The following is a 24,227-nucleotide window of genomic DNA, read 5'->3' on the forward strand; positions in this document are numbered from 1 at the left end:
GAAATGTCTGTTTTTCGAGTTAACCACATATAGGTGATAAATAAGCTGCGTTTGTTTGCGTTAAGTAATGCTTGTGCCGAGGTTAGGCTAGCAGGAGACTATCGGGAAGTTCTTCAGTATAAGCACAAAAAACGGTAGCTTGTGACTGATTACGAATATCTATGTAATTCAATCACTCACTACCGATAATTCTAGTTCCCGAGAGCCCTCAAAGAACTTTGATTACTGCTTGTGTGGCCATCAAACGTCGTTGATAAGCTCATCCTCTTGGCCCGGTTCATTATTGTATTTAATGTTATGAAACACTTTATACAACACCGGTACGACTATCAGGGTCAGTACAGTCGCAAAGCCCAGACCAAACATAATGGTTACCGCCATTGGTCTAAAGAAGATATCCGGCAGCAATGGAATCATGCCCAGTATGGTTGTAATCGCCGCCATACACACCGGCCTGACACGACTCATAGCAGCTTCAACTACCGCAAGATAAGGATCCTTTCCTGAGCGCATTTCAAGTTCAATTTGATCAATCAATACAATCCCGTTCTTCAGTAGCATCCCTGATAGACTTAACAAGCCAAGCAAAGCCATAAACCCAAATGGCGTATCAAACAACAGCAACCCGCAGGTCACTCCTACAATCGCCAATGGCACAGTTAACCACACAATCAATGGCTCTTTCACAGAACTGAATAAGAACACAGTGACTAAGAACATAAACAGATAGCCCATTGGCATGCTCGAAGCCAAAGCACCTTTAGCATCGTTGGAAGATTCAAACTCCCCGCCCCACTCCAAGCTATAACCTGGAGGCATCTCAATCGCTTCAACTTTTTCTTGCACACGCTCTTGTAAAGTCGCGGCGGTTTCATCACCTAGAAGGTCATGATCAGCAAAGACGGTCAACATACGTTTTCTGTCTTTGCGCATGATAATAGGATCTTCCCAGCGAGTCTCATACCCCATCAATATTTGCTGCAAAGGCACATAATCATTGAGCACAGGACTCCAGACTTTCAAACTGTCGATATTTCTAAAATCAACGCGTTCTTCTTCTGTTAAGCGCCCTACAATCGGCATTAACGTTGTACCGTCACGATACAGACCTGTTGTTTTTCCAGAGAATGACATTTGTAAGAAGTCATCTATATCTGATTTTGTAATGCCATATCGACGAGCCTGACTCTCATTGAAAATGGGCTCTAAAACCTTAGTTCTTTCTCTCCAATCATGGCGAATATTGCGAGCGCCTGGGTCATCATTCAAAATATCAACCACTTGAGCACCCAACTCGCGTAATATCGTAGGATCCGAACCGATTACTCGTGCTTCAATTTTTGCTCCGCCACCTGGCCCCAACTCAATTTGCTTCATACGATGGTCTACTTCTGGATAATTAGTATCCAAATGGTCAATGTACTTGGCCATAATGTCATGAAGCACTTCATAGCTTGCCACTCGAGTGGTTATTTCACCATAGGCTGCATAGCTTTTCTCTGGAGTGTAAGTAAGCATAAAACGTTGCAAGCCTTCACCTGCAGAGGTTGTCACATCTTCTACTCCCTCTTGCTCAAGTAACCATTCTTCGAGCTCTTGCAACTTAGCGTTGGTGGTACGAATATCCGTTCCTTCAGGTAACCAAATATCCGACATAAAAATAGGCGTGGTCGACGCTGGGAAAAATGACTGCTTGATAAAACTAAATCCATATAAGCTTGTGCAGAACATCACAACAAGCGCTGAAACAGTCAGCCCAGCACGATTCATGCAAAACTCAAGAAACTTACGATAGATGACAAACACAAAACCATTGTATTGACTGCCTTCTTCATTAACTTCGACTTTCTGCCCCTTAAAGAAAAGATTCGCAAAAAATGGCGTCAATGAAATTGCAGTAAACCACGACAACATCAAGGAGATCAGCAGTACAGTAAACAAGGTACGACAGTACTCACCCGTTGAGTCTTCGGATAAACCAATAGGTGCAAACGCTGTCACAGCAATCACAGTCGCGCCCAATAGAGGCCATTTGGTCTGGGTAACAATATCCGTGGCGGCTTGCAGTCGGGTACGCCCTTTTTTTATTCCGACCAATATGCCCTCAACAATAACGATGGCATTGTCCACCAGCATCCCCAATGCAATAACCAATGCGCCAAGAGAAATGCGCTGAAGTTCTATGCCAAGGTAGCTCATAAACACGAACGTGCCTAAAACTGTCAGTAGTAGGATCAGACCAATCAATACCCCAGATCGGATGCCCATAAAAAACAGTAACACCACAATCACAATGCCAACGGCTTGACCCAAACTGACCACAAAACTATTTACCGATTTTTCCACTTCGCCAGGCTGAGCATAGATCTCATCAATATTGATGCCAATTGGCTGTTGATACTCCAACTCTGATAATTTTTGGTCAAGCGCTTCACCAATAGAGACCACATTCACGCCTGAGTTGAATGAAATGCCCATGTTGAGCGCCATATTGCCGTTAAAGTTCAGCACATTGGTCGGAACATCTATGTAACCGCGCTTGATTTCTGCCACATCTTTTAAATACACCAAACCTGACGAACTCTCATCTGTAATGATCAGATCGCCTAGCTCTTCTACACTATCAAACTGCCCTGTAGGTTGGATTCGGATGTATTCATCCCCAACCCTCACCGCACCTGCCGATGAAACCGTATTTTGGGTATTCAGTAAGTTGAACACCGTTTCAGGTGCGACACCAAGAGCATTCATACGCTTCATCGACATCTCGATAAACACTTGCTCTTGTTGCTCTCCAGAAACAGACACTTTACTCACACCATCAACGAGTTCTAACTCTCGACGCAGATAATCCACATAATCAAGTAATTCTTTATAAGAGTAGCCTTCACCAGTAACCGCAAATAACACCCCATACACATCACCAAAATCATCAATTACCGCCGGAGTGTTTACTCCTGGAGGCAAGGAACCTTGGATATCGGTGACTTTTCGGCGGAGTTCATCCCATATTTGTGGAAGATCTTCCGAAGTATAATTTCGCTTTATTGTCACAGTGATCTGAGACAGTCCACGAGTGGATATAGACGTAACTTCATCCACGTAGGTCAGCTGTTGAATCGCTTTTTCCAATGGATAGGTAACTTCTTCTTCCACTTCTTCTGGCGTCGCTCCTGGGTAGCTAGTGACAACCATTGCATCCTTAATTGTAAATGCAGGGTCTTCCAAGCGACCTAGGTCGAAAAAGGCAGCAGTACCACCAATAAAGAAGATCAAAGTGATCATCCAGCTGATCACTTTATTCCGAATAAAATACGCAGCAATACCCGTTATTTGCTTATCTTCTTGCGCGGTAGTTTGATTACTCTTGGTAGAACTCACTGTACTGCCCCACTATTTATCACTTTCACTTCAGCACCCTCTCGCAATTGCGATAAGCCTTTGACAACGATGGTTTCATTACCTTTTAATCCAGCAATAACTTGCACTGAATGACCGGTTACCGCTCCCGTTGTTACTTTCTGTTTTCTCACTGTATTGTTGTCATACACCCAAACGTATTTCTCATCTCGACTAAGAGTGTCACCATCTGCATTGATCAATGCTTGAAAGGGCACGGTAGAAATTGGGCCTAATTCCATATTGGATAAGTTATCTGGTTTTATGGCTTCAACTGCCATTCCGTCCAAGATAAGTTCATCTTTTGGCATGGGTAAGGTTAACGTAATGGTGTAGGTCCCTGATGTTGGATCTGGCTCAGTAGTAAACTCTTTAATCGTCGCATCGTAGCGTTGTCCCGTTGGCGATTGAACACCGGCTATTGCCTGCCAAATCTCTGTCTGAGATGGCTTATTGATAAACAAACGATCTGGAATTTTAACCAGTACATCCACCTCATTAATATTGTGAATATTCACTATGTTCTGGCCTAGCTTCACACTTTCAAATTGATCTACGTTGACTCGAGAAATCATGCCATCTATAGGCGATTTTAATTCGGTATATTCCAAATACAGGCGAGCAAAATCTAACTCAACCTTCGCCATTTGGCGCTTAGCAGACAGTTCATCAAATTCTGATTGAGCCAGTAACCCTTTTTCAAGTAACGGCTTTGATCGTTGGTATCGACTATTAATGGCACTGTAGCTTGCTTGGGCATTGCGCACTGCAATCCTAAAGTCACGAGGGTCTAATTTGGCAATGACGTCACCTTTTGATACCCGATCTCCCTCCTTCACTAATACATGTTCTACTTCACCAGAAACAAGGAAACTCAAATGAGCACGCTCAGCGGCAGCAGCGATAGCTGGAAACATCAATGCTTCAGGGGTAGATGTAGCGTCTAGTTGAAGTAATTCAACACTTTGCAATCGCGTTGTGGGCTCGACGGTTGGGCGCTCACAACCACTAAGAAAGTAAGGAGTGGTCAACACAAATAACCACTTTAAAGACTGGAATTTGAATGTACTCACAACCCTTTCTCCTTAATCCACTCGCGTACTTTCATCCCATCTGACAGTTGATTTACACCTGACAATACAATTTGGTCGCCATCATCTAAACCCGAAATCAATTGTCCATCCTCCGCCAAAATAACTGGAGTTTTCACTGTGCGAGATTCATCATCAATGCGCCAAACACACCAGTTCTCTTCGCAAACAAATAAAGCCGAATCAGGCAAGGTCGACGGGTTAGCCCGTGGAAGCGAAAGGGTGACGTCTCCTGACATACCAGGCATGATTCCGATATCATCAGGTCTTTCCATTACCATGGTCATTTTATAGTTACCGGTAGTGGAATCTGACTCAGTATCTATTTCTTGAAACACCAATGGAAAGGTCTCGCCAGAATACGAATCAAATTCCATATAGAACTGTGCATCGGTGCCTTTCACTCGATTCACCATCGAGTTTGGAAGCTGAAATACGACCCTCAACAATGAATCCGACTGAATGTTCATCGCGCTTTGTTTGGCTTCAAGATACTCAAAATTATCGATGTGCTTCATCGAAATAGTGCCATCAAACGGAGCGACCAAGCGCGTATCTTGAAAGTTTGCTCTCGCTTGCTGATATGCTGATTTTGCCACTTGCTCAGCAGCAACCGCCTGATCGTAATCTTGTTCTGATATAACGCGATCGGCGATAAGTTTCTTAGCTCGGTCAAGCTGCACATTAGCTAATGCATACTCAGCTTCTGCTTCAGCTAAAAACAACGCGTATTCTTCTTGGTTCAACAGCCCAAGCAAATCACCTTTTTTCACTTTTTGTCCGGTTTTGGCTGGTAGATTGACCACCTGCCCTGAAACACGAAATGCCAAAACAGCTTTATCGCCCGCAAGCGTGGAGGATGGAAAAACACGCTCAAAACGATCGCTACCCGCTGACACTGTAATAAGTTTGGCTGGTCTCGATTCTGGTTCTGCCACAAGCGCCTGCTGATTATCGCAGGCAGTTATACTGAATAAGCACACAGGAAGAACCCAGGCTCGAGTAAAATAAGATCCTAACACTCTATTTCTCATCTAATTCACATTAAAGAACTGACCTATAACTGAGTCATAGGCACGAAGATAAAGGTAGCACTCAACTTATTTAAAGATGATTAACATCAACACAAAAAATAAAACTAAGCCAAATACTTGTTTTGAGACAGTGATCTAAGTAATTAATTCAAAATTCATTAATCTACTTAGTCAAAGATCAACAGTATTTAACCACTCTAAACTATATATTGCTATGCTATTTTATTTATCCAATGTATTGATACGAAATATTTACGCAGGAAAATATCAGTAAGCCATTGTTTATAGTATTATTTTTGTTTTATATAAATCAGTTTTATTTCATAACCAAACATGGCTTTATGTATCTATATGGCTTAATGAATTAAGATTAAACTCGATGAAGTAATGACGAGAAAATATAATATCAAAAAATAACAACCAATCTACATTTAAATATTACATCTATTTACGCAATATAAGAGCAATTAAAGACGAAGTAATTTTAAGTTTTTATTTGCTCTACAATTTAATGATTATTTTACCTATATTTAAAAATCACATTTCAAGCACTCTCCATACGTGGAAAATACTCTCGAATTCAAACCCGAAGTACGACATTTCCAGATTTAATCCTTACAGCGGCACTTAACAGACTCAGTGGCGATGGCAAAATAGGTAGTATCCTACTTCACGCAAACCTATTGTATTTTCTCTACACCAATCAACGATTGTAAATCTATACTTCATGTTGACCTGTCTATTGCTTTATAGTTTATGTTAGAGGCATCCAAATAAGGGTTTATCCTATGTACCGTATATCAGAGCTAGCTCAGAAGGTCGGCTTATCACGCACCGCTTTACTCTACTACGAGAAATTAGAGTTGATTAGCGGCGTTAGGTTGAACAATGGCTATCGCGTATACAGCGACAAAGACGTGCAAAGAGTACTGCTAATTCAAACTTTGCAAGCCGCAGGGTTAACCTTAAAGGAATGCAAGGGCTGCTTAGAAGCAAAAATAGATAGAACGCTACTGCTTAGCCGCCTTGGTGAACTTGATAAAGAGATCGAACAAAAGCAACACTCTAGAGGCGTGTTAGCGGCACTTCTTGGCGAAGGTGACCACAGAGCTTGGCATGAGACTGCTAATCAAGTAGCGCCAGATGCTCACTTGGATTGGCTTATTAAACAAGGTTTCGATGAAAAAGAAGCCCTAAGATTAAAATGGTTATCAAAAGACATGAACGAACATCAAGATTACATGACCGACTTTATGAAGGTCTACGAAACACTCGACCGCTGGGGTCCAGGAAGCGAACAACAAACCCTAGATGCACTCAATTTAGTGCCGCTCAGTAGCCGCAACATCCTAGAGATTGGTTCGGGAAAAGGGTTAGCGACAACCGTGTTGGCAAACAACACTCAAGCACAAATCACCGTAGTGGACAACGAACAGTCCGCACTAGACCGTTTGAGCGAACGTTTTACTGAAGATGGTTTAAACGATCGTATCAGCCCTGTGTGCGCAAGCATGACCGAGCTACCCTTTAATCGTAGAAGCTTTGATCTAATATGGGCTGAAGGTAGCGCTTATATTATGGGCGTAGAAAGTGCCCTCAAACAATGGAGACCATTACTTGAAAACGATGGCGTCATGATGTTTAGCGATTTGGTGTGGTTTACTGATACCCGTAGCCCAGAAGCACAAGCATTTTGGAAGGGCGAATACCCCGACATGCATAGTCTTGATACACGATTGGAACAAATAAAAGCGGCTGGCTATACAGTAATTGAGCACTTTCCACTCAGCCAGCAAGCCTGGGAGAATTACTTTATACCTTTAAAACACAGGGTTACTGAGTTAACACCAAATATGCCCAACTCCAATGCATTAAACGATCTTAGAAAAGAGATCAGCATCTATGAACGATATTTGGATGAATTTGGCTACGAGATGTTTATCATCCAAAAGACGACCAAATAATTACAAGCTAACCTAATGCATCTAAACGGAAACGAAGACATCATAGAGGATGTTTGATGCCTTCGTTTCATTCAATGATGTAACTATGGAAAGTAACTATGTAGATTACCTATAGAGAGATCTGAGATTAGCCTTTGGATGAAGATTGCATTTAAAGCTAACAAGTCCCATAGGCATCATCTTTTTGTCTCAACTTTACTAGTTCTTCTAGAGCTCATTACTCACAATGAAAAACACTTAAATGTTGCCTTCAAATATTTCAGGGATACGTTTTGCTAGTATCTTAGCAAATTTTTTATGCTGATCAACTTGCCAATGTATACCCTCTTTTGGACATGGTTGAATTTCAGTTGCCGCATCAAAGAAATGGCAACCCAACTCTTCAGAACGAAGTTTAAAGTAGTAGCCAAGCTCTTTTGACTTAGGTTCAGCGTTCGTAAAGCCCTCTTTCAGCGGATCGACTTCAAGGACATGTGTTGGTGATACGAGTAATACTTCAGGAGGCTTCACCATGAATCTATGCTTATAGTTTTGCACCAATTGAACAAGCCTTCCTGCACCTTTGGATATATCGCTAGCCGTCAAATTGAATCGAGACTTTAGATCATTTGTCCCAAGCATAATCACAACGAGATCTGGATGGTGGCTTTCTATACACGGATAAAGGTAATCTAGCCCGTTTTTACCCGCTTCGTAAGGGTCATTTAACACGGTAGTTCGGCTGTTTAACCCTTCCTCAATTACGACATATTCTGAAGGTAGTTGTTTTTGAAGTAGCTTTGTCCAGCGTTCTTCAGAGTTATACCTACGCGGTAAATCAGGCGAGCAACCCCAAGTATTCGAGTCGCCAAAACATAAAATTGATTTCATGAATATTGCTGTAGTTTATTGAATTTGATTCAATTGTATTATAAATAAGAGGTAGACTGTTAGTGTCGTACATATAACTCTAGGATTGATATGAATCGCCCCATTTATTATCTAGCAGCTAAGTCGTCTCTCTCGAGCCTTGTTTAAATTGCAGTTCTACCAGTCGTTGATACAAATCACAGCTCCGTAGCAATGCTGCATGATTTCCCACATCGACTAGCTTGCCATGATCCAATACTGCAATTTGGTCGGCGTGTTGAATCGTAGAAAGGCGATGCGCAATAATAATGGTGGTTCTATTTCTCATCAGCGCTTCTAAAGCCTTTTGTACATGATGCTCACTTTCGCTATCAAGTGCGCTGGTAGCTTCATCCAATAGCAATATTGTTGGGTCTTTAAGAATAGCTCTGGCAATAGCGATTCGCTGACGCTGTCCTCCCGATAATCGAACCCCTTTTTCCCCTAAGAAGCTTTGATAACCTTGAGGAAGATTCACAATAAACTCATGAGCATGGGCTTTCTTAGCGGCTTCTATCACCTCTTCATCTGTGGCGTTTGGTTTGCCATAGCGAATGTTATGGAATACATCATGACTAAATAGCGCTGGTTGCTGAGGTACTAGTGCCATGGTATCGCGCAGTTCTTTCGGGTCAAAACGGCGCACATCCACTCCACCTAATTTAACCGCTCCCTGCTGAGGATCATAAAAGCGTTGTAGTAACTCAAATAGGGTCGTTTTACCCGCACCAGACGGACCCACCAGCGCAAGTACCCTGCCCTCTGCGGCAGTCAAGTTTAGGTGGCTAATGGCAGCGGTGTCTTTTCTTGAGGGATAAAAGAAAGACACCTCATCAAAGACCATCTCAGCTGACAATCCCTTGGTTGAAAGCACATCATTTTGCGGTGCCACAATATGGCTTTCTACATTGAGGATCTCGAACAATCGTTCTGTAGCCCCAGCCGCACGTTGCAACTCTCCAAAGACTTCAGAGATGGTCGCCGTCGATGAAGCCACCATAATCGCATAAAACACGAACGCACCTAGATCGCCTGCTGACATCTTACCGTGAATAACATCACTGCCTCCAACCCACAACATGCCCGATATTGCGCCAAAAACAATCACAATAACTCCCGAGATAAGAACGGCTCTTTGCTTTACTCGCTCTCTTCCTATCTCATAGGCTCGTTCCACTTCTGCAGAAAAAGAGGCTTTCTCCTCAGACTCACGGCTGTAACTTTGCACAGTTTTTATATGCTCAATCGCTTCTCCAGCATAACTTCCCACGTCAGACATCGAATCCTGGCTCTTACGAGAGAGTGCACGAACTCGCCTACCGTAGACCAATATAGGAACTAAGATAAAAGGGACTGATGCGAGTACAATCAAGGTCAGCTTTACGTTGGTTGCAAACAACATAATGATTGCGCCAATACACATTAAAGCACTGCGCATCACCATAGAAAAAGACGACCCTATGATGCTTTGTAGTAACGTAGTATCGGTGGTTAGCCGTGACATAATGTCGCCACTGCCATTGGTTTCAAAATAGCTAGGGTGCAAGGTCACAACGTGATTAAACACCGCAAGGCGTATATCTGCACTCACCCTTTCTCCAACAGAGGAAACCAAATAGAATCTAAAAAACGTTCCTATGGAAATACAGATAGTCACAATAACAATGAATTGAATCGCACTGGCTAGATCACTAAGTGAACGCTGGGAAAAGCCCTCATCAATAAGCAAGCGAACACCATGACCAACAGATAACGTCAATCCTGCCGTAAAAAATAGAGCGACTAGAGCGGCAAATACCTTTCCCTTATACGGTCCCACAAATTTGAATAACTCAAGTAAAATACTCAAGCTTTTCCGATCATTTTTCAATTCTTTATCAGGCATATCTTGCTGTTCTACTATATTTTGCTTTTGCATTTCAATGCCTTATGTAATTGAGAGCCCATTTACGTTACTTTACAGTAAATCACCTGTTAGTTTCATAAAGTTCATAGATAATACGCTTATAAATTCTGTATTCGATATTGAACCATGGCAACCAACACTAAAAAAATTTCACTAACTACCATTGTAATGCACTGGCTTACCGGTGTGTCTTTCATTGGTGTATTTATCGTCGGTCTGATTATGTCTGAAATGGACAGAGGCCCAAACAAGTTTGAGCTGATGGGTTACCACAAATCCATTGGCGTGTTGATTCTTGTTGTCGCAGCACTGCGCATACTATGGCGACTCAAGGAAGGCAATCTATTAAGCTTAGGCAGCAGTCCTGCGTGGCAAAAAAAAATCGCACACGCTGTACATGGCATTTTAATGCTAGCGACTATAGCTATGCCTATCTCTGGCGTCATCATGAGCGCAGGTGGCGGCAGAGCCGTTGATGTCTTCGGTTGGGTGATTATTAGTGAGGGTAAAAAGGTTGAGTGGTTGCAAGAGCTGGGTAGCACTATTCATCATAGTGCCGTGAACATTATCGTTGCAATGCTGATATTACATATCGTTGGGGCATTAAAGCATCAATTAATTGATAAAGACGGCACCATCAATCGCATGCTAGGAAAGAAGTTTTAACCACTGAAACTTAAAACAACGAGAGGTATTATTTACTAAATAATACCTCTCAATAGACAACTTCTTTATGCGATTAGTCTTCGTAAGCGTAAGCTAACTCTTGCTCAAAAGCGGCATGATTAGTCGATATTTTCTTACTATTAAAGGTGTAAAAACATTTTCTAGTGCGTGAATGTTTGATGTATTTCAACCACGTTGTTTCAAGTTTAGTATTCGCCTTTTTCGGATCCTTAAGCGCTTTTAGAAAATGCTTTTCTTCTTGATTCATCGGCTCTAGTCTGCCAGTTTCTAGCCCCGACAAGGTATCACCGTAATACATCAATAGTTCATCTTCTAAGATTGTAAAGTTGCCTGATTTAGCGAAACCACGAGGAAAAGCTTTATCGTCGTAGAAGCGTTTTTCACCCAAACGAATCAATGTCTCAGCCACAATGACCTCTATTATTTTTGTTGTTAGAACACGCTGAAAATAGAGTGAAAAGTAGCGATTGAAAATCAAATAATTTTTGTCGTTTCTATAGGTCTATTCTATCGTTCTTCATACCCTGAAATTCCACTCTTAACATTCTCTAACTCAGAGTAGCACTACCTTTTAATCACGCTCTCGAACGCAAAAGTCATGCCTGCGCTGTACACGGATTGATTGGCAAACAACTGCTTTAGCAGCTCATAAAAGCGACTGACATGCACCGGTTTATCGTTTTGATAAGTATGTACCACATACAGCGGCCATACTTTGCCATAGAGATCAGGTGCTATATGGACTAGTTCACTGCTTCTTAGATAAGGGATGGCCGATATGTCAGGCAAAGACACTATGCCCATATGATTGAGCGCCATATTCAGCGCAGTTGGCAATGTATTGGTTTTAGCAAAGGGGTTCAGTTTAATAGTATGAGACTGTTGGCTTTTCAGATTGAGAATAGACATGGTACTTTTTTGCCAACTCGACGAGATCCAGGGATGTTGCTCTAAGTCGCGCAGGCTAAAATTTTTTGCCGTCTTGCGATGTCTTTGCAGGTAGAGGGGCGTGGCACAAAATATCTCAGTGATCTTTGCCAATGGCAATGCCTTAAACCCACTGTCCTGCAATTCCCCACCACGAATGGCCAAATCTATATTATTTTTCACCAAATCTATCTGGCAGTCGCTGACATTAAGGCCGGGCTCTAATCCTGGATACTCTCTGCATAGTTTGCGCATTGCAGGCAACACCACTGCCGTCTCGATGGAGTGAGGGTAAGTAATATTAAAGGGGCCTTTGGGGTTGTGCTGCGCATCGACAAGATCAGTAAAAGCGTAGTTTACCTGCTCTTGAATCATCTGGCTGCGTACTAATATTTTCTCGCCAATGGCGGTGAGTGTTAAGCCTCGTGTGGTCCGAATAATCAACTGCACCGCGAGGTCATCTTCAAGCGCCCTCACCTGCTGACTAACAGCGGACTTGCTGATCCCAAGTGCCTCAGCGGCATCAGTGAAACTGCCCTGCTTGGCAACTTCTCCAAACACCAATAATCGAGACACTTGCTTTGATCTATGCATTGATCGTGGCCACACGTCCGTTGATTTGTAGCTAGAAGTGTAGCTGTAAAGAAAACCTTAACAATGTTTCTAGATTAATCGCATTGTTAAAAGTTCAACTAAACCTAGACTTTTATATGAGCGTTTAGCGCATCAATATAATAAGAAGGAACATACAATGAACAACTTAAAAACCATGGCGTGTTTGCTTAGTGTGTTTTTAGTCAGTAGCTATACCTTCGCAGCATCTACAGAAAATAATCAATATTCACCTAAGGTGTTTTTGGATCATACCAGCAAATACAACACCTTAGATGGGCTTACCCTAGATAAACAAGGCAACATCATTGCCTCAGTGCCAAACTTCAATAACGACTACTTAATAAAAAACGGCACCATTGAAACAGCGGCCCCACCCGTAATGGCAATCATTACCAAAGATAATCAAGTCAGCGATTGGTACCAATTTAAACCAGAAGACATGCACCAAGGCACAGGCAAGATTGGTCCTATGGAGTGCGCCTTTGGCCCTGATGGCAATCTGTATATCGCCGATATGCAAGTATTGTGGGACGGGAATAATGCCTCACGCGTACTTCGCATCAATATAGTCGATGGTAAGCCTGTTGATATGGACGTGGTTGTTGAAGGGTTTATCGTCGCCAATGGTCTTACTTGGAAAGACGATACCTTGTTTGTCACCGAATCCATCTTAGTTCACGAAGCTACGCCCGCCGAAGGTGAGAAAAAAGCTCCCCTACGAAGTGGCGTCTATGCATTCTCATTAGAAGAATTGCAACAAGGCACAGTGACATTATCCCCTTATAGTGAAGCCAAAGACCCACACCTAGTCGCGCAGATGGTTTCGAGTAATCGTGTGGGATTTGGTGCTGATGGGCTTGCGATTGATGATGAGGGTAATCTGTACACCTCTATCATGGAAGACGGCGTTATCTATAAAACCCAATTTGATCAAGACGACAACATCCTAAGTACCAAAATATTTACCGCTAGCGATAAAATGGTTTCATCAGATGGAATCCTATGGGATAGCAACCGACAAAAACTCTATGTTGCCGATATCCTAAATAATGCGGTGCACTCAGTAAGTATTGATGCAAGTGTGGAGACCCTGCACCAAAATGCTGATACCTCTGGTGCCGACGGTTCCCTAGACCAACCCGTAGTGCTGTTACTTCGCAATGACCAACTGATTGTGGTCAACATGGATATCGCTTGGATTACCCCTAAGGGTGTTGCGGTGAATACCGAAGTAGAAGCACCGTTCAACCTTTCCGTCATCGACTTATAGAAAACAACCTTTCATAATGGCTTACTGGCCTATTGCCTCACACAATAGGCCAGTCTTTACCCAAAGTATCCCTTAGCCAAACTAATTTTGTCCGCAAAGCCCGTCTGCAAAACAATAGTGTTCAAATCAATCCTATTCTTCATAACACACAAGATATTTGCCCTACAATCTTGGTATTGATTGGCTTAATTTCTGAGTACTTAGATGAAAAAAATCATTTTCTTTGTTCCCGTCAACAATGCCGAAGAGGTAAAAAATGTCCTGTTCGATGCTGGTGCAGGAAAAATTGGAGACTACGATCGCTGCTGCTTTGAGACGCAAGGTCAGGGCCAATTTCGCCCATTAGCTAATGCTAATCCACATATAGGTACCCAAGGAGAGGTTGAGCGTCTCAAAGAGCTGAAAATAGAGTTAGTTTGTGATGACCGATATATAAAGCAAAGTGTTAAAGCGCTTTTAGAAGCTCATCCTTATGAAGAGGTCGCCTTTGAGGTATACGATATGCTGGATTGGAAAACCCTCTAATTGGTAAGCAAGAGCCAGATTAAATGATGAAACAATTTCTCTTGTGCTAGGCCAAATTGAGCACTCAGACCCCTATATTTTTAATCTTTCGTTCCACAAGTAAATACGCTCGCCAGTAATTAAACACACCACCAAGCAAAAAGAATAGGCTTCCAATCATATATTGCCATGCTAGAAAATTAAGAATAAGTAAGTGATCAACCCGAGATTCAAAGGCCCAAAGATACGGTACAGACGCAATAGCGTATAATACTGACCCTACGATAAAGGTAATGGATGTAAGATTCATCAACTGCAACAGTTGTACCGATTCTGCCCTTATGATTAAAAAGACGTTAGTCGATGCGCCACACACAAACAATAAACTACCAATAATAAACAGCCAGGCACTTGCTATAGGTTGCCCTACTACGTCAAAACCAACAATTCGCCCCAATACAAAACACAGTGTACCCGTCATGTAGGTGGCACCCGCGAAATATTCGAGTCTATCTTGTTGATTATGAGAGGTATTGCTTTTCCAGTATCGTCGTATCTCCGCCATGTCATGAACATTCACCACTAGATAAATCAAAGAAGCAGTCAGGAACAGCACCCCGCCAATATGAGAATATTGAGCTTGATTTGGAAAAAAGAAATAGCTACCAATAACAAAAAGAACACCGCCAACCTTGTAGGCAATAGCATTAATCGTTTCCCAACGAAACTGGGAAGCGAGTTCCTTTTTATTCGCGGTTAGATTCATGATACGTCGACGATTAGAAAAGACGTGAGGCATAGATACAGATCTCAACTGATTAGAAAAAGAGCTTAAAGAAAATCAATGATAAAAGTGAGGAACAAATCACGCCTATCAGAAGGTATATTATCAATTACCCATCGTTAGACTAATCGCTACTGATGGACTGCACCCTCCATTAAAGCTTACAGCTTCTAGACGAGCAGCAACCTCCACACAAACCCATTGGGCAGCTTAATATCTAACCTAGGAAATCAGGTTTTAAATAATAAAGCGGCTTGTTACATGGATGATATCGAGTTCGGTTAGGTCAAGAGGAATTATTGTCAAATCGGAAGTCAAATACATAAACATAAAATAAAACATCGCTAATAAAACAGCTGATTCTTTATTGTTAGTCATAGGAACCATTCATTGAGAGACAGGTAGCGATATTTATACCTAAAATAACCATTTTGAAGCATGTCACTACAAATTTGCAGGGTTAGTTCATGCATAAACCTAGTCGACACCACACTGCATAAAGAAAAAATAAATAATATTAATCAACAACTTAGAATTATTCACTATTCCAAGTTTATATTTCCATTATACCTAACCGAATGTTTGAGGAATTCAACTTTGGTTTGATAAAGTAGAAATACCATCAGGAGTTGCTAGCCCTGAGCAGTATGACGAATCACAATAAGTAAATGCTCAGAAACAGCGCAGGATAAACACTGTAGAAAAAGAACTACTTAGCTTATATGCTTTTCTTCACTCTCTTATCTATTTGTGTAAACAAGTCCTTCATCAATCTCACTTCAGGCTCTAACCTCCTTCGATTTGGCCGTCTCTCAACAGCGCCCCTGATTAACTCACAACACTCTTTTGCAACGTTTTGTTACCTCTGTGTGACCAAGCTGTTTGCTTTATAAACATAAGCTGATATTCTAGCGAACAGTTGTAAGCTGAAACTTAAAATATGGAGTCATTGTGAGCCCTCAACGTCCACCACTACTGTGGTTTAATATTTTTATTTTTGTCTCTAGCCTATTGTTAGCCGCTGTTGTTACGCCTTGGTATGCGTTTAACTATGGTTTAAGCTGGGTACATCTGATTTGGTTCGTTATCGCATTCAGTTTTACCAACTTATCCATTACTGCGGGTTATCATCGTCTATGGAGTCACAAAACCTATCAAGCTAGCCCTATCCTCAAGGCGATCTTTGCCATCGGCGGCGCATTCTCATTGCAAAACAGTGCATTGCATTGGTCTTCAGATCATCGCGAGCATCACAAGCACGTTGACCACGATGTTAAAGACCCTTATTCCGCATCTCGCGGTTTTTGGTACTCACATATTGGCTGGATGCTACGTGATTACAATCAATCCACCTATTCCGACTACCAAAACTGCCGTGATCTAAAGAAAGACAAAGTCGTACAATGGCAGCATAAATATTACGCGCCACTAGCTCTAATCACTAACTTTGGATTTCCAATTCTATTGGGGGTGATTTACAACGACATTGTTGGCATGTTCTTGGTTATTGGCGCAGTAAGATTGGTATTAAGTCATCACACCACGTTTTTCATTAATTCTCTTGCGCACATATGGGGCAAACAAACCTTCACCGATAAAAACTCTGCTCGAGATAACGGAATTTTGGCGTTTTTCACTTTTGGCGAGGGTTATCACAATTTCCATCATCTGTTTGAAAATGACTATCGCAATGGCATCGATTGGTGGCACTACGACCCTACGAAATGGTTAATCAAGGCCTGTTCATGGGTAGGATTGACAGAGAAACTGCGTGTCACACCGCAATTCAAAATTGAAAAAGCGCGTGCGACTATGATGCTGCAAAACGCACATCAAAAGCTCAATGAAATGGATGCTAGCCCTTCGTTAACCAATAAACTGGAACAAGAGTTCGAGTCCTTAATTGAAAGCATGCGCGACTATTACGACAGTAAAATGCATTTGCTACAAAACAAAAAACAACAAGTTCTAAAGAGCCATGAGCTTGAGGTTCTTAAGATCCGCCACCTGCAGTTGAAAGAACAATTTCAGTATCAACAACAAATATGGATGGACAACGTAAAGCGATTTGCGTAATCAAAAAATGACAAGCTGGTGTTCTTCAGCTTGTCGTTTAGCTATGCTATTTACAAAAAGTTAGCAGTACTTTGATTGGCATTAAAACTGTCTATGTTTTCGAGTGTTGTAGAGGCAATACTTTTTAAGGCATCAACCGTTAAAAAGGCTTGATGACCTGTAAAGATAACGTTGTGACAAGCAGATAAGCGACGAAAAGCATCATCAACAATCACGTCATTAGATTTATCCTTGAAGAACAGATCTTTCTCCCCTTCATAAACATCCAATCCTAGTGCTCCTATTTTTCCATGCTTGAGCGCTTCTATTGCAGCATTGGAATCAACAAGTTCACCACGACTTGTGTTGATGATCATCACTCCATCCTTCATTTTGCTAAATGCTTCTTCGTTAAGAAGATGGAAATTCTCTTTTGTCATCGGGCAGTGCAAAGAAATCACATCCGACTGCTTAAAAAGCGTGTCTAAGTCGCAATAATGTGCTCCTAGCGCCTTAGCCACATCACTAGGGTATGGGTCATAGCACAACAGATCCATCCCCAACCCTTTTAGAATTCGCATTGTTGCAATACCAATTTTTCCTGTTCCTATGATCCCAGCAGTGCGGCCATGAAAGTTAAAGCCGACCAATCCTTCTAAAGAAAAGTTAGCATCACGAGTGCGTTGATAGGCTTTATGAAAGCGCCTATTGAGTGTCATCATCAAACCCACCGCATGCTCTGCAATAGCCTCAGGTGAGTAGGCGGGAACACGCGCGACCTGAATACCTAGTTTTTTAGCTGCATCAAGATCTACATTGTTAAAACCTGCACAACGCATAGCAATCATTTTAACGCCACGCATAGCAAGTTGCTCCAACACTGGCTTGGACAAATCATCGTTTACAAAAGCACAAATGACTTCACTACCCTTTGCTAGCTCCGCTGTTTTTTCAGTCAATTGAAAATCAAAGAAATGGTATTGAAAATCACGACCTCCTTTAGCTGTTTTAAATGCTTGTTCGTCATAAGATTTAGTACTAAAAAACGCTATATTGATCATTTCTGGTCCCTTAGGATACGCTTCAACCCAACCAGTATACGGATAATTGAGTAAGCAATATCAGTGATGAAAGAAATAGAAAAGAAGATAGATGTGATACACCCTTCTTTAATTTTTGAATTAGAAAGCAACTAAACAAGCATTACTCCCTTAATGGTAGTGAGCGCTTTCCCGATTAAAGTGGTTTGATTATCTGGCATCAGTTTCATGCCAATATAACCACCTCGAGCAGAGGCTTGATATGCCTTAAGCTCGGTTTTATCAAGCTTCTCGCTCCAAAATAGACTTAATGCACAATGATTAGAACCCGTCACTGGGTCCTCATTAATTCCCACCCACGGCGCAAAATATCGAGACATGAAATCTAGGTTCGGCTTACTGGAAATAGAGGTAACAACAACCCCTCGCCCTTCCAGTTTTTTCATGGCATTAAAATCAGGGGAAAGGTTAATTACAACCTGCTCATCAGCGACCTCTATGAGTTGTTTCGAGTCAAAGCTTGCCAATGAAACGATCTGATCATCTCTAAGCCCTAACGCTTTCAGTAGCTGATCATCTATTGCTTGTGCGGCTGTCAATTGAGCTGTTGGAAGAATAAGCTGGATATCCGTTGGGGTTACTTTCGCGGTCAAGACACCTGATAAGGTATTGAAGGTAATAACTTCATCGACCTTTGCCTGTCCTGTTTCAACCAATATGTGTGCAACTGATAGTGTTCCATGACCACATAAGGCCACCTCAACTTCAGGTGTGAACCAGCGAAGAGTCATATCCTCAAGAGACAAAAAAGCGGTTTCGGAAACGGCCATTTCTCTTGCAATCGATAACATAAGGTCATCTGACAGTGATTCATTTGTGATGCAGACCCCTGCGGGATTCCCTGTGAATGCCTTTGATGTAAAGGCATCAACTTGGTAAATGCTCAATTCCATTTTTATCCTTATTTGCAACCACTTATGCCCTATGGAGCATAAACAGAGATTATGCTGGAGCGAAAGTCATTAAAAAGAGAATACTAGATTTTGATGTCTACGTAGAGTGCACTAATTTGCTGTAGTTCTGTAGAATTGGAAACATTGAAATCATTCATAATCTGAACCTGTTTGCCTGCTTTGTATCATTATGCACCTACAGACGAAGAGGTATCTTAAAATGAAGCCCCTAAGATCATGAAATGACTATTTTTTGAAAATTATACGTATTGCTTGAAGCTCTAACCAATCCACTAGCAATACCAAGCGTTGTTCTCTACAGTAGGGTAATCAAATACTGAGAAAGGAAATCTCATGTTAAAGCATTGCTTAGCCACATTAATTCTAGTTTGTAGCCCATTTATTAGCATGGCTGACGAAGCCATCACCGAACAAAAACAGCAGCCATTGATCAATGTTGATATGACGCTCGAACTCGATGGGATGGAGCAGTATGCTCGGCAAGCGACACAGTCACTAGAGTCTATTTCCGAATCCCTACAAGCTATCGTCGATAATCCCAATTTAAGTGAAGATCAGAAGCAAGCGTTAGATGATACCATCAATAGCGTCAATCAACTCACCTTATCAACAACACAGTCACTGCAACGCTTGCCAACTACCTTAGAGCAATCTCGCGTTGCTTTTAAACAAACTAGCCAAACGTTAATGGATGACCTTCAGTTCAAATTAATTGTGGTGTTATGCGCCGTAGTGTTAGTGATCGTGCTCGCTTTAATAGCGATTTACCTTTTGATCCTAAAACCAATGCAGCAAACTTTAGTTCGAGCCACCGGTAATATTTCCTCAATGGCTCAGTCCATACAAATAACTGCAGAAGCGCTTAAAGCCAGCACAGAAAAACAGCAGCAAATTATGGATTTCATTGAAACCACTGATACAAAAGCAAAGGCTTAAAAGTATCGTGTATGAGTGTGTTAGAATCCTTGTCTCAATATGGAATGTGCCAATCAACCAGGCGTTTCCTATACCTTGGAACTCAAAATGAATTACACGAACTTGCAACTTGATGAAGCTGCACTCTCCATCGCAAAAAATTACCTTAGCGAATTAGAATGTGATAATGGCTGGTTTAAGATGACCGCTCGAATCGCCGCCCAGATAGATAGCATATTAAAAGAGAACGATTATAAAGGGACGGTAGTTTGGTTTAGTGATGCTGACTTAATCGAACATCAAATAGAATATTAAACAAAGAGCCAGGGCATTGCTTTCAGACAGTTTAGGACTCTAGCTTCCCAAAGGTTACAGAGCCCTTTCCATTCGATATTAAAATAGAAAATTAGCTAGTGGTTTGTTGATGATGCTTTGTCAGTTGTTGATATAGCTCGTCTTTAAGCTCCATACGCTTTAACTTGAGATCATGCATATTGGCATCATCAATAGGGCTTCCTGATACCTCTAGCTCTCGAATGTCATAGTCTAATTCATGATACTTCTGCATGGTGGCTCTAAAGGTTAGATCATCATGATTTAGCTGAACTATATCGAGTTTTAGTTCAGGAAAATCTAGGATAAAAGCATGATTTTCATTGAGCATCGGCATCTCCTTTTAGTGCGATTCCTTTCAGTATAGAACCAAGCTAAATGAAGAAACGTGGCATAGTCCCCAAAGTAAGAAAAGATGGGTTTCATTAGTCATATTCGATAATATGACTGAGAAGAAATCAGTATCGACAAGGACGAATTACGTTGAACATACTTATATTTTTGGGCTCTAGTCGCACTAGTGGTCCACCACGACCTAAGCGGCTGGGTGAAAGAGTGAGCCTAGCTTGTTCATTGCTTTTAAACAAAGCATTTCCAGGCAATACCATTGAAATCATTGACCCATTAGATTACGAGACTGGCGGGATCTTTAAGCCTGAGTTTGCCTACAGTCGTAAACAAGTCCCCCAGCAATTAGCGACTCTTGCTGAAAAAATAAAACTCGCTGATGCTTATGTAATGGTTAGCCCCGAGTATAACCACTCGATGAGCCCAGCACTTGCACACCTTCTCAATCATTTTGGTAGCTCATTGTTCTCATTCAAACCCAGCGCTATTGTCACCTACTCTGCAGGACAATGGGGTGGCGCGAGAGCAGCTGTCTCTATGCGAACCTTTCTTTCTGAGCTTGGTTGCCTTCCTGTATCAGCTATGGTTCACCTTCCTGGTGTGCAAAATGTATTTGCTGAAGATGGGCACACTATCAATCCAGATGAACAAACACATTGGGATGAGTATCTATACCGAACACTCGCTCAATTGATTTGGTGGGCTCAGGCTTGCCAAACGCAAAGAAGTAGCGTGAATCCAGTAACGATCAGTAAAGCATTCACTGACTCGCCTTCACAAAGAAATGCACCCCGTTAGTGATAATACGGTTATCGATGCGTAATCAAAAAAGGCTAGTGCTCAAACGTCCACTAGCCAATGTCTATTTCAATACATACTGCGCCACTGAGTGTCCCCGTTAATATAATAAGAAAATAAGCCTGCTCTTTTCTGCGCAATACAATATCGCGCCTGCTAATCAACAGATAATCATTACTTAAATTGCCAAATCACTAGGCCATGACCGTCATTATTCGATGATACAACAGGTCGGATCTGAGAGTTTTTGGCGTTTGATTAGCCGCTTGTATCTTGTAATTCACGTGTAACAGACTAAACCTTATAGGCGGTTCTCAATCTACACCTACGAGACCAAGACGTATTCAGTGTCCCGTCTAGTTACTAGCGAACTAAGGGAATTACTATGCCGAAAGTTGTCATTATTTCATTCATCACTCTGCTTACCGCGTTACTACCCATTAGCGCACTTTCCATCACGGCTCTAGAAAAAGAGCAGTTGATGACTGTTCGAAGCCAAGTTTTTGGTGGCAGTACTATCAATGCGGCACTGACACAAACAACAATTTCTGGCGAAACACCGCCTGTTTTCCCCTACCATTTAAAGGACAGAGTGTTGATGGCTTGGAAAATAAAACCAAGCGATATAGATGCATTCTCATCTCAAATCAACTTGCCGAATTACCTTAGCGTGAGCAAAACTACACCTTTGACTGAGTCTGAATTTCATAGACGGTTTTCGGCGTGGCTGAGTAAACAAAGTTTCTCTTCCTTTAGCCTTTTTTCTTCTAAACAACAGTATTATTTAATCGCGGATATTGCGCATACAGCAGGAGCCGAACAAGGTCTAAAAGTAGAATGGAAAACCTTTGTCACGGTGCTAGGTAGCGAAGAGACACACCTGTATAGACTCGCATCATTCAAGCAGATTCCTGGAAACGACTTGTTGGAGCTGACCAATTTATCTTCTTCCTATATCTCGCTAAATAGATCTCATCATCAAATTGAGACAACCCTAATTTCAGAACATGGCGAAGAATTTAACGCGAGTATTACCTTAGGTGAATCATCAACAAATAGAACCTTCTCTCAGTCTTACCTTGATGCGGCAGAAAAAGTTTTAAGTCCATTAGGCGCTCAAACTCGTTACTATTATGATGGAAGTTCTGTAAGCGCTCGATTGCACAAAGTGAATCTCAATAAGGTCACAGTAAGCTCCTCACTCCCTTGGTTTCAATTCGCACACACACTGACGAACGTGATTGTGCCAAAACATGACATGTCATTTCTAGCACAGCCTGTGACATTGGCGGTTGAAACACCGGCTCCATCCCTTGAGCCCGTACCATGCATTAATCCCGTATCGCCAACTTCACTATCCGAGCTATATGCCTGCTTGGTACTTCCTGCATTAGGATCACCTCAATTCGGTATCGCGCCAGTGGACCCTATACTTATATTTGGTCAAATGTTTGCCCAGACGCCCCCTGAATATCAACCCACTTTTTACTACGCATTACAGGACCTCTATCAAGGCTTATCAACCTTTGCGGGTCAAGCTAAATCAACTCTATTCTTTGAGTTGCAAACCGATCCCAAGACAATATTCATTAATTTTGAAATAAAACCGGATAAGATAAAGGCATTTAAAAAAGAGTACCTACCACCGCACTTTGAGTTGGCAAAGACCCGTTTTTACCCTGAGCAAAAAAAAGCGGTATACGCTGTGTCCCTCAATCTATACCTCTCTCGTGGTGCCAACCTCAATGGAATAAGAGCAGAATGGTCCACGTACATAATCAACCCACTTGAGGAGAACCCCAAGCCTCGTTTTTCGGTATTAGAGGCACAGACGAATATTGATGGACTGGACCCTTCTCATGTCCTTGAATTGCTGAGAAGTGATTCGCCTCCACCACTCAATGACATACCTGCATTTCTAGAAACGCCTAACGACTCTTTTATTTATAAATTTAATAAGAAACAGGGGATTCAAGCCTCTTTGCAAGGTGACAACAACGCCGTACTTTCTGTCGATATCGCTTATCCTAAAAAATCTAGACGGTTGTATACAAAGGCACTTACATCATGGATGGAAGCAAATGACTATGTGTACTGGGGGGAAGTAGCCGATATTCTAAAATATGACCGCCAAGTAATGTTTGCAGATATCATGGTATTTGAAGCAACAGATGAGGATATTATTCACGACACAACATTTGCCGAGTATGTTAAACCCAAACCTTTACCTATTGTTGTTTGGCTCGGCGGTCAAAGTATAGCGCTTCAGCCTTGGGGAAATCTGGAGTCCATACAACCAGAGTAATTTAGGCTATTAGGGCATGTTACTCTTCAATAAGCGCAGTGAGCTTGCGTACGTCTTCAACCGTGGTTGGACGCACAACTCTGTCTACCTCATTGCCGTCTTTTAGCAAGATTAACGTAGGCCAAAGCTTCACAGAAAATAGGCGCCCAAGCTTTCTACCTTTACCATCGAAGATCTTAATATGAAGCTGAGGTGGGAGCTCTTCTAGTGCTTGCTGTACAACTGGTTCTCCAAGTTGACAATGAGGACACCAAGGCGCCCCGAATTCTAAAATCGCATACCCTGAAAGAAACTGTACCTCTTCAATTGTTGGCGCAATTTCTGAATACTCGTTATTAAACCCCAGTTGAATGCCATTCATTTTCAGTCCCTTTTAAGATCCTCTTAGTG

Annotated in this window: 21 protein-coding genes; 9 read left to right on the forward strand and 12 right to left on the reverse strand. The window is 41.9% G+C overall.

All coding sequences use genetic code 11. From position 1 onward, the window contains the following. Positions 1 to 240: 240 nt before the first annotated feature. From OCU48_RS07440 to OCU48_RS07450, 3 genes are read right to left on the reverse strand one after another with little or no spacing between them, the layout of a single operon-like run. Positions 241 to 3,381, reverse strand: coding sequence for an efflux RND transporter permease subunit (locus OCU48_RS07440; protein WP_141343973.1), 3,141 nt, complete (start codon positions 3,379 to 3,381; stop codon positions 241 to 243). Continuing rightward, a complete protein-coding gene (locus tag OCU48_RS07445) occupies positions 3,378 to 4,472 on the reverse strand; it encodes an efflux RND transporter periplasmic adaptor subunit (protein ID WP_141343974.1) in 1,095 nt (364 codons plus the stop codon). The genes OCU48_RS07440 and OCU48_RS07445 overlap by 4 nt, the downstream gene beginning before the upstream one ends. Continuing rightward, positions 4,469 to 5,428 (reverse strand): efflux RND transporter periplasmic adaptor subunit, encoded by a 960-nt coding sequence (locus OCU48_RS07450; RefSeq protein WP_244312220.1) that lies wholly within the window; start codon positions 5,426 to 5,428, stop codon positions 4,469 to 4,471. The genes OCU48_RS07445 and OCU48_RS07450 overlap by 4 nt, the downstream gene beginning before the upstream one ends. 884 nt (positions 5,429 to 6,312) lie before the next feature. Here OCU48_RS07450 and OCU48_RS07455 point away from each other — a divergent pair. Next, positions 6,313 to 7,488: a MerR family transcriptional regulator gene (locus OCU48_RS07455; RefSeq protein ID WP_141343976.1), complete on the forward strand. Its 1,176-nt coding sequence runs from the start codon at positions 6,313 to 6,315 to the stop codon at positions 7,486 to 7,488. Between the two features lie 237 nt (positions 7,489 to 7,725). Here OCU48_RS07455 and OCU48_RS07460 read toward each other — a convergent pair whose 3' ends face one another. Both OCU48_RS07460 and OCU48_RS07465 read right to left on the reverse strand, forming a co-directional pair. Next, on the reverse strand, positions 7,726 to 8,358 hold the full coding sequence (locus OCU48_RS07460; RefSeq protein ID WP_141343977.1) for an SGNH/GDSL hydrolase family protein: 633 nt from the start codon (positions 8,356 to 8,358) through the stop codon (positions 7,726 to 7,728). A 118-nt stretch (positions 8,359 to 8,476) separates the two neighbouring features. Beyond that, positions 8,477 to 10,294, reverse strand: coding sequence for an ABC transporter ATP-binding protein/permease (locus OCU48_RS07465; protein WP_141343978.1), 1,818 nt, complete (start codon positions 10,292 to 10,294; stop codon positions 8,477 to 8,479). Between the two features lie 114 nt (positions 10,295 to 10,408). On the opposite strand from OCU48_RS07465, the gene OCU48_RS07470 reads away from it, so the two are divergent. After that, positions 10,409 to 10,948, forward strand: coding sequence for a cytochrome b (locus OCU48_RS07470; protein ID WP_141343979.1), 540 nt, complete (start codon positions 10,409 to 10,411; stop codon positions 10,946 to 10,948). A gap of 73 nt (positions 10,949 to 11,021) precedes the next feature. Here the strand turns inward: OCU48_RS07470 and OCU48_RS07475 are convergent, their stop codons facing one another. Further along, a complete protein-coding gene (locus OCU48_RS07475; RefSeq protein ID WP_141343980.1) occupies positions 11,022 to 11,378 on the reverse strand; it encodes a MaoP family protein in 357 nt (118 codons plus the stop codon). Positions 11,379 to 11,533: 155 nt separating this feature from the next. After that, positions 11,534 to 12,472, reverse strand: coding sequence for a LysR family transcriptional regulator (locus OCU48_RS07480; RefSeq protein ID WP_208727088.1), 939 nt, complete (start codon positions 12,470 to 12,472; stop codon positions 11,534 to 11,536). A 175-nt stretch (positions 12,473 to 12,647) separates the two neighbouring features. Between OCU48_RS07480 and OCU48_RS07485 the strand changes: the two genes are divergently transcribed. Together OCU48_RS07485 and OCU48_RS07490 are read left to right on the forward strand one after the other, a co-directional pair. After that, entirely contained in the window at positions 12,648 to 13,781 is a 1,134-nt protein-coding gene (locus tag OCU48_RS07485; RefSeq protein ID WP_141343982.1) for an SMP-30/gluconolactonase/LRE family protein, read from the forward strand. Between the two features lie 204 nt (positions 13,782 to 13,985). Continuing rightward, positions 13,986 to 14,306: a YqfO family protein gene (locus tag OCU48_RS07490; protein ID WP_141343983.1), complete on the forward strand. Its 321-nt coding sequence runs from the start codon at positions 13,986 to 13,988 to the stop codon at positions 14,304 to 14,306. Positions 14,307 to 14,370: 64 nt separating this feature from the next. Here the strand turns inward: OCU48_RS07490 and OCU48_RS07495 are convergent, their stop codons facing one another. Continuing rightward, on the reverse strand, positions 14,371 to 15,084 hold the full coding sequence (locus OCU48_RS07495) for a YrhK family protein (RefSeq protein WP_141343984.1): 714 nt from the start codon (positions 15,082 to 15,084) through the stop codon (positions 14,371 to 14,373). A gap of 936 nt (positions 15,085 to 16,020) precedes the next feature. On the opposite strand from OCU48_RS07495, the gene OCU48_RS07500 reads away from it, so the two are divergent. After that, positions 16,021 to 17,145, forward strand: coding sequence for an acyl-CoA desaturase (locus OCU48_RS07500; protein WP_141343985.1), 1,125 nt, complete (start codon positions 16,021 to 16,023; stop codon positions 17,143 to 17,145). 50 nt (positions 17,146 to 17,195) lie between these two features. Here the strand turns inward: OCU48_RS07500 and OCU48_RS07505 are convergent, their stop codons facing one another. Beyond that, positions 17,196 to 18,185 (reverse strand): 2-hydroxyacid dehydrogenase, encoded by a 990-nt coding sequence (locus tag OCU48_RS07505; RefSeq protein ID WP_141343986.1) that lies wholly within the window; start codon positions 18,183 to 18,185, stop codon positions 17,196 to 17,198. A 131-nt stretch (positions 18,186 to 18,316) separates the two neighbouring features. Further along, on the reverse strand, positions 18,317 to 19,117 hold the full coding sequence (locus tag OCU48_RS07510) for a PhzF family phenazine biosynthesis protein (RefSeq protein ID WP_141343987.1): 801 nt from the start codon (positions 19,115 to 19,117) through the stop codon (positions 18,317 to 18,319). 354 nt (positions 19,118 to 19,471) lie between these two features. On the opposite strand from OCU48_RS07510, the gene OCU48_RS07515 reads away from it, so the two are divergent. Together OCU48_RS07515 and OCU48_RS07520 are read left to right on the forward strand one after the other, a co-directional pair. Next, positions 19,472 to 20,074 carry a GTP-binding protein gene (locus tag OCU48_RS07515; RefSeq protein ID WP_141343988.1) on the forward strand — a complete coding sequence of 201 codons (603 nt, stop codon included), beginning with the start codon at positions 19,472 to 19,474 and terminating at the stop codon, positions 20,072 to 20,074. 87 nt (positions 20,075 to 20,161) lie between these two features. Continuing rightward, on the forward strand, positions 20,162 to 20,368 hold the full coding sequence (locus OCU48_RS07520; protein WP_141343989.1) for a hypothetical protein: 207 nt from the start codon (positions 20,162 to 20,164) through the stop codon (positions 20,366 to 20,368). 91 nt (positions 20,369 to 20,459) lie between these two features. Here the strand turns inward: OCU48_RS07520 and OCU48_RS07525 are convergent, their stop codons facing one another. Beyond that, positions 20,460 to 20,717: an HP1242/YdcH family protein gene (locus OCU48_RS07525; RefSeq protein ID WP_141343990.1), complete on the reverse strand. Its 258-nt coding sequence runs from the start codon at positions 20,715 to 20,717 to the stop codon at positions 20,460 to 20,462. A 152-nt stretch (positions 20,718 to 20,869) separates the two neighbouring features. Between OCU48_RS07525 and OCU48_RS07530 the strand changes: the two genes are divergently transcribed. Continuing rightward, positions 20,870 to 21,532: an NADPH-dependent FMN reductase gene (locus tag OCU48_RS07530; protein ID WP_141343991.1), complete on the forward strand. Its 663-nt coding sequence runs from the start codon at positions 20,870 to 20,872 to the stop codon at positions 21,530 to 21,532. A gap of 385 nt (positions 21,533 to 21,917) precedes the next feature. After that, positions 21,918 to 23,837, forward strand: a complete 1,920-nt coding sequence (locus tag OCU48_RS07535; protein ID WP_141343992.1) for a hypothetical protein — start codon at positions 21,918 to 21,920, stop codon at positions 23,835 to 23,837. A gap of 19 nt (positions 23,838 to 23,856) precedes the next feature. Here OCU48_RS07535 and OCU48_RS07540 read toward each other — a convergent pair whose 3' ends face one another. Then, a complete protein-coding gene (locus tag OCU48_RS07540) occupies positions 23,857 to 24,198 on the reverse strand; it encodes a thioredoxin family protein (RefSeq protein WP_141343993.1) in 342 nt (113 codons plus the stop codon). Between the last annotated feature and the right edge of the window lie 29 nt (positions 24,199 to 24,227).

Origin of the sequence: Vibrio inusitatus (assembly GCA_024346935.1) — a bacterium.
Taxonomy (GTDB): Bacteria; Pseudomonadota; Gammaproteobacteria; order Enterobacterales; family Vibrionaceae; genus Vibrio; species Vibrio inusitatus.

Bases quoted from the DNA above. Each gene is read 5' to 3' on its own strand.
- OCU48_RS07540 (WP_141343993.1), bottom strand. From the start codon at position 24,198: ATGAATGGCATTCAACTGGGGTTTAATAACGAGTATTCAGAAATTGCG.
- OCU48_RS07455 (WP_141343976.1), top strand. From the start codon at position 6,313: ATGTACCGTATATCAGAGCTAGCTCAGAAGGTCGGCTTATCACGCACC.
- OCU48_RS07525 (WP_141343990.1), bottom strand. From the start codon at position 20,717: ATGCTCAATGAAAATCATGCTTTTATCCTAGATTTTCCTGAACTAAAA.
- OCU48_RS07495 (WP_141343984.1), bottom strand. From the start codon at position 15,084: ATGCCTCACGTCTTTTCTAATCGTCGACGTATCATGAATCTAACCGCG.
- OCU48_RS07470 (WP_141343979.1), top strand. From the start codon at position 10,409: ATGGCAACCAACACTAAAAAAATTTCACTAACTACCATTGTAATGCAC.
- OCU48_RS07515 (WP_141343988.1), top strand. From the start codon at position 19,472: ATGTTAAAGCATTGCTTAGCCACATTAATTCTAGTTTGTAGCCCATTT.
- OCU48_RS07510 (WP_141343987.1), bottom strand. From the start codon at position 19,117: ATGGAATTGAGCATTTACCAAGTTGATGCCTTTACATCAAAGGCATTC.
- OCU48_RS07520 (WP_141343989.1), top strand. From the start codon at position 20,162: ATGAATTACACGAACTTGCAACTTGATGAAGCTGCACTCTCCATCGCA.
- OCU48_RS07535 (WP_141343992.1), top strand. From the start codon at position 21,918: ATGCCGAAAGTTGTCATTATTTCATTCATCACTCTGCTTACCGCGTTA.
- OCU48_RS07485 (WP_141343982.1), top strand. From the start codon at position 12,648: ATGAACAACTTAAAAACCATGGCGTGTTTGCTTAGTGTGTTTTTAGTC.
- OCU48_RS07465 (WP_141343978.1), bottom strand. From the start codon at position 10,294: ATGCAAAAGCAAAATATAGTAGAACAGCAAGATATGCCTGATAAAGAA.
- OCU48_RS07505 (WP_141343986.1), bottom strand. From the start codon at position 18,185: ATGATCAATATAGCGTTTTTTAGTACTAAATCTTATGACGAACAAGCA.
- OCU48_RS07490 (WP_141343983.1), top strand. From the start codon at position 13,986: ATGAAAAAAATCATTTTCTTTGTTCCCGTCAACAATGCCGAAGAGGTA.
- OCU48_RS07460 (WP_141343977.1), bottom strand. From the start codon at position 8,358: ATGAAATCAATTTTATGTTTTGGCGACTCGAATACTTGGGGTTGCTCG.